The sequence below is a fragment of the Diaphorobacter sp. LR2014-1 genome (assembly GCF_002916785.1).
Lineage (GTDB): Bacteria > Pseudomonadota > Gammaproteobacteria > Burkholderiales > Burkholderiaceae_C > Diaphorobacter > Diaphorobacter nitroreducens.
Genome location: NZ_MTBE01000002.1, coordinates 206836 through 219100, shown reverse-complemented (window position 1 = coordinate 219100; position 12265 = coordinate 206836). Strand labels below are relative to the sequence as shown.

General features: G+C 69.5%; 11 protein-coding genes. 6 read left to right on the top strand and 5 right to left on the bottom strand.

Annotated elements, in window-relative coordinates:
- Positions 1 to 33: 33 nt before the first annotated feature.
- The 3 genes from BV908_RS02935 to BV908_RS02925 form a co-directional block, all read right to left on the bottom strand.
- A complete protein-coding gene (locus BV908_RS02935; protein ID WP_103737162.1) occupies positions 34 to 1815 on the bottom strand; it encodes a M61 family metallopeptidase in 1782 nt (593 codons plus the stop codon).
- A 167-nt stretch (positions 1816 to 1982) separates the two neighbouring features.
- Entirely contained in the window at positions 1983 to 2693 is a 711-nt protein-coding gene (locus tag BV908_RS02930; protein ID WP_103737161.1) for a DsbC family protein, read from the bottom strand.
- Between the two features lie 44 nt (positions 2694 to 2737).
- The gene (locus BV908_RS02925; protein ID WP_011806715.1) at positions 2738 to 3877 is read right to left on the bottom strand and encodes an FAD-dependent monooxygenase; all 1140 of its coding nucleotides are present in this window, start codon (positions 3875 to 3877) and stop codon (positions 2738 to 2740) included.
- Positions 3878 to 3978: 101 nt separating this feature from the next.
- Between BV908_RS02925 and BV908_RS02920 the strand changes: the two genes are divergently transcribed.
- Complete coding sequence (locus BV908_RS02920) at positions 3979 to 4848, top strand: MOSC N-terminal beta barrel domain-containing protein (protein WP_011806714.1); 870 nt, start codon at positions 3979 to 3981, stop codon at positions 4846 to 4848.
- A 121-nt stretch (positions 4849 to 4969) separates the two neighbouring features.
- Positions 4970 to 6064, top strand: coding sequence for a redox-regulated ATPase YchF (gene ychF / locus BV908_RS02915; protein WP_011806713.1), 1095 nt, complete (start codon positions 4970 to 4972; stop codon positions 6062 to 6064).
- Between the two features lie 187 nt (positions 6065 to 6251).
- Here ychF and BV908_RS02910 read toward each other — a convergent pair whose 3' ends face one another.
- The gene (locus tag BV908_RS02910) at positions 6252 to 6785 is read right to left on the bottom strand and encodes a YqaA family protein (protein WP_103737160.1); all 534 of its coding nucleotides are present in this window, start codon (positions 6783 to 6785) and stop codon (positions 6252 to 6254) included.
- 167 nt (positions 6786 to 6952) lie between these two features.
- Here BV908_RS02910 and dusB point away from each other — a divergent pair, with 167 nt between their 5' ends.
- The 4 genes from dusB (at position 6953) to BV908_RS02890 (ending at position 10399) form a co-directional block, all read left to right on the top strand.
- Complete coding sequence (gene dusB, locus BV908_RS02905) at positions 6953 to 8014, top strand: tRNA dihydrouridine synthase DusB (RefSeq protein WP_103737159.1); 1062 nt, start codon at positions 6953 to 6955, stop codon at positions 8012 to 8014.
- The gene (locus BV908_RS02900; RefSeq protein WP_011806682.1) at positions 7995 to 8228 is read left to right on the top strand and encodes a Fis family transcriptional regulator; all 234 of its coding nucleotides are present in this window, start codon (positions 7995 to 7997) and stop codon (positions 8226 to 8228) included. Before dusB ends, BV908_RS02900 begins: the two co-directional genes overlap by 20 nt.
- A gap of 82 nt (positions 8229 to 8310) precedes the next feature.
- Positions 8311 to 9912 (top strand): bifunctional phosphoribosylaminoimidazolecarboxamide formyltransferase/IMP cyclohydrolase, encoded by a 1602-nt coding sequence (purH, locus tag BV908_RS02895; RefSeq protein WP_103737158.1) that lies wholly within the window; start codon positions 8311 to 8313, stop codon positions 9910 to 9912.
- 19 nt (positions 9913 to 9931) lie between these two features.
- Positions 9932 to 10399, top strand: a complete 468-nt coding sequence (locus tag BV908_RS02890; protein WP_103737157.1) for a c-type cytochrome — start codon at positions 9932 to 9934, stop codon at positions 10397 to 10399.
- 85 nt (positions 10400 to 10484) lie between these two features.
- Here BV908_RS02890 and BV908_RS02885 read toward each other — a convergent pair whose 3' ends face one another.
- Positions 10485 to 12245: an alkaline phosphatase D family protein gene (locus BV908_RS02885; RefSeq protein WP_103737156.1), complete on the bottom strand. Its 1761-nt coding sequence runs from the start codon at positions 12243 to 12245 to the stop codon at positions 10485 to 10487.
- Positions 12246 to 12265 lie beyond the last annotated feature (20 nt).

The window sequence follows — 12265 nt, the reverse complement described above, 5'->3', positions numbered from 1 at the left end:
AGTGGGTGGGATGCCGGGAATATACCCAAGCCTTCATGCCTGTGGGCCCGGCTGGGCCGGCCCCAGCCAGCGCTGGGCCGCGGCGGCGTCCTGCACGTCCAGGCGCACCGTGTCAGAGGCCGCGCCGGCGCCTGGCAGAGTGAGCGCCAGGCGCATCAGACGCTGGTCGCGCGCCACCAGGGCCGTGATCTGGGTGGCGCTGGCGGCGTACAGCGGCACATCGTCCAACTTGTGCAAGCGCCAGGCCTGGCCCGGCGTTTCCAGCGCCAGCCATTCGTCGCCGGCCATGAAGCCGGCCGCCTCTGCCGCACCGCCGCGCAGCACGGTCTTGATGTGCACGCCGTGGTTCTCGTTCACGCGCAGGCCCAGGCGCTGGGCGATCTGCGCGGGCTCCGCCTGCAGCCGGATGCCATGGGCGGCCAGCAGCTCGGCCAGCGGCAGCTCCGCCGTGCCGTGCGCCCACTGCCCGATCTCGCCGGACCAGTCGCGCCCCGACAACTCCTGCAAAACGGCCAGCAGGTCGGCCTCGGCCATGGGGCCGCCGCCGGTGCGCTGCCACAACGCGCGCATCACGTCGTCCAGCGTGGTGCGGCCTTCGCGGCGCAGCGCGAGGTCCAGGCACAGGCCGACCAGCGCGCCCTTGGTGTAGTAGCTCACGGTGCTGTTGGGCGTGTTCTCATCCTGGCGGTAGTACTTGACCCAGGCGTCGAAGCTGGCCTGCGCCACCGACTGCACCTGGCGGCCCGGCGTCTGCAGCATCTGGTTGATGTTCTTGGTCAGCAGACGCAGGTAGGTGGCGTGGTCCACCAGGCCCGCGCGGCGCAGCAGCAGGTCGTCGTAATAGCTGGTGAAGCCTTCGAAAAACCACAGCAGCTCGGTGTAGTTCTCGCACGCGTAGTCGTAGCGCGCGAACTCGGCGGGGCGCAGGCGCTTGACGTTCCAGGTGTGGAAGTATTCGTGGCTGATGAGGCCGAGCAGGGTGGTGTAGCCCTCGGGCGTGGCGGCCTCGCCCACGCGCGGCAGGTCGCGCCGGCCGCAGATGAGGGCGGTGGAGTTGCCGTGTTCCAGCCCGCCGTAGCCGTCGTGCACCACGTTGAGCAGGAACACGTAGCGTGTGAACGGCGGCTGCTGCGCGCCATGCCAAAAGCGGATGGCCTCCTCGCAGATGCGCTGCACGTCGCGCAGCAGGCGTTCGCCATCCAACGACGGCGCGGCGCCCGCCACCACCAGCTCGTGCGTCACGCCGCAGGCGGTGAATTGGGCGCTCCAGAACGGGCCCATCTCCACGGGGCAGTCGACCAGTTCGTCATAGTTGCGTGCGCGGTACAGCCCGAAGCCGGACGGTGCGACCGCCACCGGCTCCAGCCCCGTGGCCAGCGACCAGCCGGCCAGCGCGGGCGGGCACGCGACCTCCAGCGTGTGCGGCGCCTCCTCTTGCCCGTGCACGCGCAGGCACAGGCTGGTGCCGTTGAAGAAGCCCCGCATGGCGTCCAGCCAGGCGGTGCGCACCGAGGTGTCGTAGGCGGCCACCTCGTAACTCAGCACCAGCGGCGTGCCCGCCGTGCACTGCGCGCGCCAGCGGTGCTTGTCCAGCTGCTGCAGGGGCACGGGGGCGCCGCCCTGCTGCGCCTGCAGCGACTGCAGGTTCTTGGAGAACTCGCGCACCAGGTAGCTGCCCGGAATCCACACCGGCAGCGACAGCTCCTGCTGCGCCGCCGGTACCGCCACGGTGAGCGTGACGCGGTACAGGTGGGCGTGGGTCTGCGTGGGGTCGATGCGGTAGTGGACGGCGGCGGTGCTGGCGGCAAAAGACATGGCGGGAGGCAGCGAGAGGGAGTGATATCAAAAAAATAGCTGCTCGCGCTTGCCGCACAAGGGTTTCAATATGAAATGTATTGAAAGTCCTCAGTGAGCAAGCGCTAGCAGCTCTCATATTTGCAGCGCATGCCGGTGAAGGATGCGCGGTGGGCGGCAGTGGCGCCTTACTTCCCGGCAGCGGCCAGGCGCTTTTCCACGTCCTGCGCGCCGATGGCGCCGGGCACGCGCGAGCCGTCGGCAAAGATCAGCGTGGGCGTGCCGGTGATCTTGTGCTTGCGCCCGAACGCCAGGTTGCGCTGCAGCGCTGCCGTGTCGCAGCTGGCCGCTGCGGGTGCCTTGTCGCGCAGCATGTGGTCGTCCCACGCGGCCGCGCGGTCCTTGGCGCACCAGATGTTGCGCGACTTCTCGGCAGAGTCGGGGCTGAGGATGGGGTAGAGGAACAGGTACACCGTCACGTTGTCCACGTTCTGCATGTCCTTCTCGAAGCGCTTGCAGTAGCCGCAGTTCGGGTCCTCGAACACCGCCAGCTTGCGCTCGCCGTTGCCGCGCACCAGGGTGAAGGCGTCCTGCAGCGGCAAGGCCTTGAAGTCCACCGCCGTCAGCTTGTTGATGCGGTCCTCGGTGAGGTTGCGCCGCGCCTTGGTGTCGATCAGCTCACCCTGGATCAGGTAGTTGCCCTGGGCGTCGGTGTAGAACAGGTCGGTGCCGATGCGCACCTCGTACAGCCCCTTCATGGGCGTAGAGCGCACTTCGTCGATCTGCTGCAGCTGCGGGATGCGCTCGGCCAGCGCCTTGCGGATCGCTGCGTCCTGTGCCGATGCGTTCAGGCCCAGGCACAGGGCAGTGGCGGCCAGCAAGGTGGGGAGGAGTTTCATTGCGTTGGTTTCCGTTCTACTCAGAAAAAAGGGGGCTCGTCGTATCAGTCAGCGCCCATGGCCTGGCGGGCCACCCAGGCCTTGAGCGGGCCGCTGCGCTCGAAGCCCTTCATGCCCCAGTTGCGCAGCGCGGCCAGCGCGCCCTCGCGCCGGGTGAAGAGTTGCTGCAGGCCGTCCATGGCCATGCCCATCGGCAGCAGCGCGGCCTTGCGTTCGCGCTCGTAGCTGCGCAGCAGGCGCAGATCGCCCACGCTGCGCCAGGCCGCGCGCTCGTGCAGCACACGCGCCAGCGTGCGCGCGTCGCCCAGGCCCAGGTTCAGGCCCTGGCCGGCCAGGGGGTGCACGTTGTGTGCGGCGTCGCCGGCCAGTGCCCAGCTGCGGCGCGCACCCAGGGCGGACTGGCCGGGCAGGGCGCCGCACCAGTGGCGCGCCTGGGCCTGCTGCAGCGGCCAGCTGGCGCGCGGGCCCGCGAGCTGCAAAGCGCCCAGCGCATCGCGGCTGGCTTCGCGCAGGCGCTGGGTGAAGCTGCCCTCGTCGGCCTGCAGCCAGTGCGGAGCCTGCTCCTGCGGCACCGACCACACCACGGCCACGGCGCGCCCCTGGGCGCCGTCCAGCGGCAAGAAGGCGAGGATGCTGCCGTCGGGCAAGAACCACTGGCGCGCCACCTGGCCGTGGGGCCGCTCGCACACCAGCCGCGTGGCGATCGCGTGCTGGGCGTAGGGGGTGATGTCGAATTCGGCACCGAACTCGGCGCGCGTGCGGCTGGCGCGGCCTTCGCACACCACGGTGAGCGCGGCGTCCACGGGCGCGGCGACCGGCTCCACCAGCGGCTGAAAGCGCACGGCATCTGCCAGGCGCGCCTCCAGCGCGGGCACGTCCACGATCCAGGCCAGCGCGTCGTGGCCCTGCTGGGCCGCATCAAAGCGCACCTGGCCGTCCTGGTCGGCGTGCACCTGCATCTGCAGCACGGCCGTCGCATGCTGCGCGTCGGGCCAGCCGCGCACGGATTCCAGCAGCGCGCGCGAGGCGGCGTTGAGCGCGTAGGCGCGCACGTCGCCGTCGGAGGGGGAGCCCTCCGGCGGGCCCACCAGCGCCACGCGCAGGCGGTCGCGCGCCAGCAAGAGTGCCAAGGTGCGGCCCACCACGCCCGCGCCGCGGATACATACGTCAAATGTCTGCGCCATCCCGGGATTGTAGGAGCCGCGCTACGCCCCTGCGCCGGGTGGGGCGGCGGCACAATCGCGGGCCAATCCCCTCATCCATCGCCAGCGACAGGAGCAGCAGCGTGAGCTTTCGTGCAGACCATGATTTGACCGGTACCGTGGCCCGGCTGTTCATCCATCCCGTGAAGTCCTGCGCGGGCATCGAGGTGCAGCAGGCTCTGCTGACCGATACCGGGCTGGACCTGGACCGCGCCTGGATGGTGGTCGACGCGCAGGGCGTGTTCCTGTCGCAGCGCACGCTGCCGCGCATGGCGCTGATTCGCCCGCAGTTGCGCAGCGACGACCTGGTGCTGCGCGCGCCCGGCATGCTGGCGCTGCATGTGGCGCTGGACCGGGTGGAGCAGCCGGCCACCGTGCAGGTGTGGGACGACACCGTGCCCGCCTGGGACATGGGCGACCTGGCCGCGCAGTGGTTTTCGGACTTTTTGGGGCTGCGCTGCCGGCTGGTGCGGTTTGACCCGGAGCACCGCCGGCTGTCCAGTCTGCGGTGGACCGGCGGCATCGAGGCGCCCACCCAGTTCGCGGACGGCTTTCCGCTGCTGGTGGCGAGCCAGGGGTCGCTGGACGGCCTCAACGAGCGGCTGCTGGCCGCGGGCGAGGGGGCGGTGGGCATGGAGCGCTTTCGGCCCAACCTGGTGATTGCCGGGGTCGAGGCGCACGACGAAGACCGCATCGACGAGCTGTTCATCGGCACGGGCGAAGGCGAGGTGCGGCTGCAGCTCGTCAAGCCGTGCACACGCTGCCCCATCCCCAACATCGACCCCGCCACGGCCGAGAGCACCCCGGCCGTCAGCACGGCCCTGCGCCGCTACCGCCAGGACCCGCGCATGGACGGCGCGATCACCTTCGCCATGAATGCCATCGTGCGCGAGGGCACGGGCACGGTGCTGCGCGTGGGCCAGCCCGTGGCGGCCAACCTGCGGTTCGACTGAGGGGGCCCTGCGGGGGGCGCCTGGCGAGGGGAGCCCCTGCGGGGCATTGGCGCGCGCGCCTCGCTTCATACCCCTCCCGTAAAATGGCGGGTTTGTCTCCCGAACCTACGAAAGCCCTGCCATGAGCCTGAAATGCGGCATCGTGGGCCTGCCCAACGTCGGCAAGTCCACCCTCTTTAACGCCCTCACCAAGGCCGGCATTGCCGCCGAGAACTACCCTTTTTGCACCATCGAGCCCAACACCGGCGTGGTGGAGGTGCCCGATCCGCGCCTGCAGCAGCTGGCAGAGATCATCAATCCCGAGCGCATCGTGCCCGCCATCGTCGAGTTCGTGGACATCGCGGGCCTGGTGGCCGGTGCCTCCAAGGGCGAAGGCCTGGGCAACCAGTTCTTGGCGCACATCCGCGAGACCGATGCCATCGTCAACGTGGTGCGTTGCTTCGAGGACCCGAACGTGATCCACGTGGCCGGCCGCGTGGACCCCATCGCCGACATCGAGGTCATCCAGACCGAGCTGTGCCTGGCCGACCTGGCCACCGTCGAGAAGGCCCTGCAGCGCTATAGCAAGGCGGCCAAGAGCGGCAACGACAAGGAAGCCGCCAAGCTGGTGCAACTGCTCACGCCCATCCAGGCTGCGCTGGATGAGGGCAAGCCGGCGCGCACCGTGCCCGTGTCCAAGGAAGACGCGCCGCTGCTCAAGCAGTTCTGCCTGATCACCGCCAAGCCGGCGATGTTCGTGGGCAACGTGGCCGAGGACGGTTTCGAGAACAACCCCCTGCTGGACAAGCTCAAGGCCTATGCCGAGGCCCAGGGCGCGCCCGTGGTCGCCATCTGCGCCAAGATCGAGGCCGAGATGGCCGAGATGGGCGACGAGGACCGCGACATGTTCCTGCAGGAAATGGGGCTGGAGGAGCCGGGCCTGAACCGCCTGATCCGCGCGGGCTTCAAGCTGCTGGGCCTGCAGACCTACTTCACGGCCGGCGTGAAGGAAGTGCGCGCCTGGACCATCCACGTGGGCGACACCGCGCCGCAGGCCGCCGGCGTGATCCACGGCGACTTCGAGCGCGGCTTCATCCGCGCGCAGACCATCGCGTTCGAGGATTTCATCCAGTACAAGGGCGAGCAGGGCGCCAAGGACGCGGGCAAGATGCGCGCCGAAGGCAAGGAATACGTCGTCAAGGACGGCGACGTGATGAACTTCCTCTTCAACGTCTGACTCGCACTTTGGCTGGCAGCGCCAGCCTTGACGGGCACAAAGGCCCAGGAAAGCCCACGGTGCCTGGTGTGCATGCCTGGGGAGCCAGCACCCGCGCTGCCGCACTTGCTGAAGCTGTGGCGCGCCGTGCGTCCCCTCGCGTGACCCCCGGCGCCGGGTGCGAGTGCCGCGCCCGTATGCCGTGCGATCAGGGATACAGCCAGCGTACCCAGTCGCCCGGCACCAGGTACAGCAGGCCGGCCGTCATGCTGGCATAGCGGAAGAACTTGCCAATCGCCATGTAGAGTAGGCAGGGCCAGAACGGCATGCGCAGCCAGCCGGCCACGGCGCACAGCGGGTCGCCCACCACGGGCAGCCAGCTCAGCAGGCAGGTCTTGGGGCCCCAGCGGCGCAGCCACACGCGGGCGCGCCGTTCGGTGCGGCTCAGTTCGCGGGCGGGCTTGGCGGGGGCATCGGCATGGCCCGCGTGGCGGCGCCGGCGCGCGGCGTCCCAGGCGCGGTGCGCGCCCAGGCCCATCCACCAGCTGACCGCGCCGCCCAGCGTGTTGCCGGCCGTGGCCACCAGGATCGCGGGCCAGAGCAGTTCGGGGTTCAGCTTGACCAGGCCGAACACCGCCGGCTCCGAGCCCACGGGCAGCAGCGTGGCGGAGATGAAGGCCACGATGAACACCGTACTCAGGCCGAATTGGGGCAGAGCCAGCAGGTCCAGCAGTTGTTGCATCCAGATTTCCATAGCAGGGCTGCGAGTGTAGGGGCAGCGGTGCGCTGGCTGCGTCGCCACCCTCGGGCGCAACATGCGCAATCGCAGTGCTGGCTTTTCGGTTGCTGAAATTTTGGGCAGGTAGAATCCGCCCCTTCGCCCACACCCCCAGCCCGCCCCTACCGTCCATGCAGATCGGCCCCATTCCTTTGGCCAACCGCCTGTTCGTCGCCCCCATGGCGGGCGTGACGGACCGGCCGTTTCGCCAGCTGTGCAAGCGGCTGGGCGCGGGCTATGCGGTCAGCGAGATGGTGACCTCGCGCAAGGACCTGTGGAACAGCCTCAAGACCAGCCGCCGCGCCAACCACGAGGGCGAGCCCGGTCCGATCGCGGTGCAGATCGCCGGCACCGACGCGGCCATGATGGCCGAGGCCGCGCTCTACAACATCGACCGCGGCGCACAGATCATCGACATCAACATGGGATGCCCCGCCAAGAAGGTCTGCAACAAGTGGGCGGGCTCCGCCCTGATGCAGAACGAGGCGCTGGCCGTGGAGATCGCCCAGGCCGTTGTGGCCGCCTGCGCACCGCGCGGCGTGCCCGTCACGCTGAAGATGCGCACCGGCTGGTGCCAGCAGCACAAGAACGCCGTGGTGCTGGCGCGCCGCTTCGAGGACGTGGGCATCCAGATGCTGACCGTGCACGGCCGCACGCGCGAGCAGGGGTACAAGGGCCAGGCGGAGTACGACACCATCGCTGCCGTGAAGGCCGCCGTGCGCGTGCCCGTGGTGGCCAATGGCGACATCACGTCGCCCGAGAAAGCCCGGGCGGTGCTGGCCGCCACAGGCGCCGACGCGGTCATGATCGGGCGCGCGGCCCAGGGCCGGCCGTGGATCTTCCGCGAGATCGGCCACTACCTCGCCACTGGCGAGCACCTCGCGCCGCCGCTGGTGGCCGAGGTGCGCCGCCTGCTGCTGGAGCACCTGCAGGACCACTACGGCCTGTACGGCGAGGCCAGCGGCGTGCGCAGCGCGCGCAAGCACATCGCCTGGTATGTGCGCGCGCTGCCGGGCGGCGAGGCACTGCGACAACACATCAACACCATCGAGGACTGCGCGGCGCAGTGGCAGGCGGTGGCCGATTTCTTCAGCGCGCTGGGCGCGCAGATGGACCGGCTGCCGTCCGCACACGACGGCGCCGACGCGGTCCCGCCCGTGAGGGAAACAGAGCATGAGCCGGAACAACATTGAACAATGCGTGCGCGAGAGCCTGCAGGGCTACTTTCGCGACCTGGGCGGCGAGACGCCCGACGGCGTGTACGACATGGTCGTGCGCCTGGTGGAAAAGCCGCTGCTGGAGGTGGTGATGAGCCACGCCGACAACAACCAGTCCCGCGCCGCCGAATGGCTGGGGCTGAACCGCAACACGCTGCGCAAGAAGCTGGTGGAGCACAAGCTGCTTTGACGTTGCTTCTAAAAGAATAGCTGGTGGCGCTTGTCCATCAAGCGCTACAGCCCGATTTCATCAAAACCATCACGAGTCCCCCATGAATGCACTCCTTTCCGTCTCCGACAAGACCGGCATCGTCGAATTTGCCCAGGCGCTGCATGCCCTGGGCATCCGGTTGCTGTCCACCGGCGGCACCGCCAAGCTGCTGGCCGAGAGCGGCCTGCCCGTCACCGAGGTGGCCGAGGTCACGCAGTTCCCCGAGATGCTGGACGGCCGCGTGAAGACGCTGCACCCCAAGGTGCACGGCGGCCTGCTGGCGCGCCGCGAGCTGCCTGCGCACATGGCGGCGCTGAAGGAGCACGGCATCGACACCATCGACCTGCTGGTGGTCAACCTGTACCCGTTCGAGGCAACGGTGGCCAAGGCCGGCTGCACGCTGGCCGACGCCATCGAGAACATCGACATCGGCGGCCCCGCCATGGTGCGCAGCGCCGCCAAGAACTGGAAGGACGTGGGCGTGGTCACCTCGGCCGACCAGTACGAGGCCGTGCTGGGCGAGTTGAAGGCCGCGGGCAAGCTGTCCGACAAGCTGCGCTTCGCGCTGTCGGTGGCGGCGTTCAACCGCATTGCGCAGTACGACGGCGCCATCAGCGACTACCTGTCGTCCATCCAGTTCGACGAGGCCAAGCTGTCCGAGAGCTACGTGCCCGAACGCGCGCTGTTCCCCGGCCAGAGCAACGGCATCTTCACCAAGATCCAGGACCTGCGCTACGGCGAGAACAGCCACCAGCAGGCCGCGCTGTACCGCGACCTGCACCCCGCGCCCGGCTCCATCGTCACCGGCGTGCAGCTGCAGGGCAAGGAACTCTCGTACAACAACATCGCCGACGCCGACGCGGCCTGGGAATGCGTCAAGAGCTTCAAGCTGCCGGCCTGCGTGATCGTCAAGCATGCCAACCCCTGCGGCGTGGCCGTGGGCACGAGCGCGCTGGAGGCCTACAGCAAGGCCTTCCAGACCGACCCGACGAGCGCCTTCGGCGGCATCATCGCGCTGAACCGCCCCGTGGACGGCGCGGCCGCGCAGCAGATCGCCAAGCAGTTCGTCGAAGTGCTGATGGCGCCCGACTTCACGCCCGAGGCGCTGGAGGTGTTCAAGGCCAAGGCCAATGTGCGCCTGATGAAGATCGCGTTGCCTGCCTCCGGCGGTGCCACGGCGTGGGAGCAGGGGCGCAACCTGATGGACGCCAAGCGCGTGGGCTCGGGCCTGCTGTTGCAGACCGCCGACAACCATGAGTTGCAACTGCCCGATGTGAAGGTGGTGACCCTCAAGCAGCCGACGCAGGAAGAGATGCAGGACCTGCTGTTCGCCTGGAAGGTGGCCAAGTACGTCAAGAGCAACGCCATTGTGTTCGTGAAGGGCGGCATGACCATGGGCGTGGGTGCGGGCCAGATGAGCCGGCTGGACTCGGCGCGCATCGCCAGCATCAAGGCGCAGGCCGCGGGCCTGTCCCTGCAGAACACCGTGGTGGCCAGCGACGCCTTCTTCCCGTTCCGCGATGGGCTGGACGTGGTGGTCGACGCGGGCGCGACCTGCGTGGCTCAGCCCGGCGGCTCCATGCGCGACCAGGAGGTCATCGACGCGGCCAACGAGCGCGGCGTGGCCATGGTCTTCACGGGCGTGCGCCACTTCCGTCACTGACACGCGCTGACCACGCCGCATGCCGGTGGACCCAGACCCGCTGCACGACGACACACCGCTGCCCCGGCCCCGCTGGCTGGGCTGGGCGCTGGTGGTGTTCATGGTGCTGGTGGTGCTGGGCGTGCTCAACGTGGGCTGGCGCATCCTGCAGCCGGGGCCCGCAGCCCAGGCGCTGGACGCCGCCCAGCAGGTGCACCCGGAACGGGCCGCGGGCCGCGCGCTGGTCGAGGCATCGGATTGCCTGCGCTGCCACGGCCTGGAGCGGCACGCCGTGGGCCCGGGCTTTCGCCAGATCGCCGCGCGCTACGCCGGCCGCAGTGATGCGCCTGCGTACCTGGCCGGCAGGATCCGCGAGGGCAGCGTGGGCGTATGGGGCCGCACGCTGATGCCGCGCCATCCCCAGATCACCGAGGCACAGGCCCTGCAGATGGCGCAGTGGCTGCTGGCGCTGCCGCCCGCCGAGGGTGGTGCGCTATTGAATCAATAGCTGTTGGCGCTTATTGGACGGGCGTTAGAGTCAAAAAATGCTGTAAACCCTCGCGTGGACGGCGGCACCGCTTGCGCCGTCCCGCTCACACCTTCAGCAGGCGGCCCGGCGTGCCGGCCTGTACGGCCAGCGTGGTCTCGGCGCTGGTGGTGAACTGGCGGCTGGTGATGGTGTTCACGTACACCCACTGCGCACGGCATTCGGTGGCCGTGGCGGTCACCACCATGTAGCCGCGGCGCGCGGTGTCGCAGTACTTGAGCGGCTCCACCAGCTGCAGCAGCGCCGCCGACAGCGTGGCCGGGTTTTCATTGGGCAGGTATTCCTCGAAGCCGGGCGAGCTCACCGACGAGGTGGCGAACTCCACGCCCACGGGGTTGCCGTTCATGTCGTTCAGCTCGCTGGCCCAGGCATTGTGCGTGTCGCCCGCCAGCACCACCAGGTTCTTGTTCATGGCGCGGGCCATGCCCAGCACCGTCTCGCGGGCGGCCTGGTAGCCGTCCCACGCATCCAGGTTGTAGGGGATGGAGGGCTGCGCCAGGATGGCTTGCTCCTCCGGCGTGAGCGTGGCGGGCGCCGTGCGCGCCTTGGCGACGATGGCCGCGTAGCGCGACACCGTCACGCCGCTGCCCGGCTGCAGCGTTTCCATGAGGATGGGCGCGGGGATGTTCATGCGGCCCATCAGCACCTGCTGGCCCAGTACCTGCCAGGTAGCGCTGGAGGCGGCCATCTGCTGCTGTAGCCATTGCGTCTGCGCGGTGCCCAGCAACTGGCGCGCGGGATTGCCCACGGCCGCGGTGAAGCCCGCTGCGTCGAAGCCGCCGGGCTTGAAGAAGGCGGTGTAGTCGACCTGCGCATCGCGTCCCACCACGCGCGTGTCCAGCATGTGCAGCGCCAGCAGGTTGCCGAAGGCGAAGCTGCGGTAGATGACGTCCGGCTGCGCGTTGCGTGTGGGCATCCACTCGTGGTAGGCCTGCAGCGCCACGGCCTTGCGCGCGGAGAAGCTGCCTTCGGCGGCTTGGTGGTTTTCCGCGCCGTTCATCCAGGTGTCGTTGGCGATCTCGTGGTCGTCCCACACGGCGATCATGGGCGCGGCGGCGTGCAGCGCCTGCAGGTCGGCATCGGTCCGGTACTGGGCATGGCGCGTGCGGTAGTCGGCCAGGCTCAGGATCTCGTTGGCCGGCTGGGACAGTCGGCTCAGCGCCGCCGCGTTGCCCGAGGCGTAGCCGCCCTGGCCGTATTCGTAGAGGTAGTCGCCCAGGTGCACGGTGGCGTCCAGGTCGCCGCGCCGGGCGGCATCGGCGTACACGTTGAAGTAGCCGGCCGGGTAGTTGGCGCACGAGAACACGGCCAGCTTCACCTGGGCCACGCTGCCCGTGGGCAGGGTGCGGGTGCGTCCCGTGGGCGAGATGGCCTCGAAAGCCTTGAAGCGGTAGTGGTAGGCGGTGGCGGGCTTCAGGCCCGTGGCGTCCACCTTGACCGTGTAGTCGCGCGCGGCGCTGGTGCGCAACTCGCCGCGCGCCACGATGCTGGCGAAGGCGGCGTCGCTGGCCACCTCCCACTGCACGGGGATCTCGGCGCTGAAGTCGGCGGGCGGCGTGACGCGCGTCCAGAGCATGACGCGGTCGGCCAGCGGGTCGCCGCTGGCCACGCCGTGCGCGAACTGTACGGCGGGTGCGTCATCGTCGCCGCCGCCACAGGCCGCCAGGGGCAGGGTGCCCAGCGCGGCGGCGCCCAGCGTGATCTGCCGCACGAAACGACGGCGCCCGCCGTCTGCGGCGGGCGGGGTGCTGGCGTGCGCAGCCTGCAGGAGGTTGGTGAGGGGCTTGGAATCGTCGTGTCGCTGCATGGCGGGCGGGTGAAAGGTGA

Coding starts and splice junctions, on each gene's coding strand:
- BV908_RS02935 (WP_103737162.1), bottom strand. CDS start 1,815: ATGTCTTTTGCCGCCAGCACCGCCGCCGTCCACTACCGCATCGACCCC.
- BV908_RS02930 (WP_103737161.1), bottom strand. CDS start 2,693: ATGAAACTCCTCCCCACCTTGCTGGCCGCCACTGCCCTGTGCCTGGGC.
- BV908_RS02925 (WP_011806715.1), bottom strand. CDS start 3,877: ATGGCGCAGACATTTGACGTATGTATCCGCGGCGCGGGCGTGGTGGGC.
- ychF (WP_011806713.1), top strand. CDS start 4,970: ATGAGCCTGAAATGCGGCATCGTGGGCCTGCCCAACGTCGGCAAGTCC.
- BV908_RS02910 (WP_103737160.1), bottom strand. CDS start 6,785: ATGCAACAACTGCTGGACCTGCTGGCTCTGCCCCAATTCGGCCTGAGT.
- dusB (WP_103737159.1), top strand. CDS start 6,953: ATGCAGATCGGCCCCATTCCTTTGGCCAACCGCCTGTTCGTCGCCCCC.
- BV908_RS02900 (WP_011806682.1), top strand. CDS start 7,995: ATGAGCCGGAACAACATTGAACAATGCGTGCGCGAGAGCCTGCAGGGC.
- purH (WP_103737158.1), top strand. CDS start 8,311: ATGAATGCACTCCTTTCCGTCTCCGACAAGACCGGCATCGTCGAATTT.
- BV908_RS02890 (WP_103737157.1), top strand. CDS start 9,932: ATGCCGGTGGACCCAGACCCGCTGCACGACGACACACCGCTGCCCCGG.
- BV908_RS02885 (WP_103737156.1), bottom strand. CDS start 12,245: ATGCAGCGACACGACGATTCCAAGCCCCTCACCAACCTCCTGCAGGCT.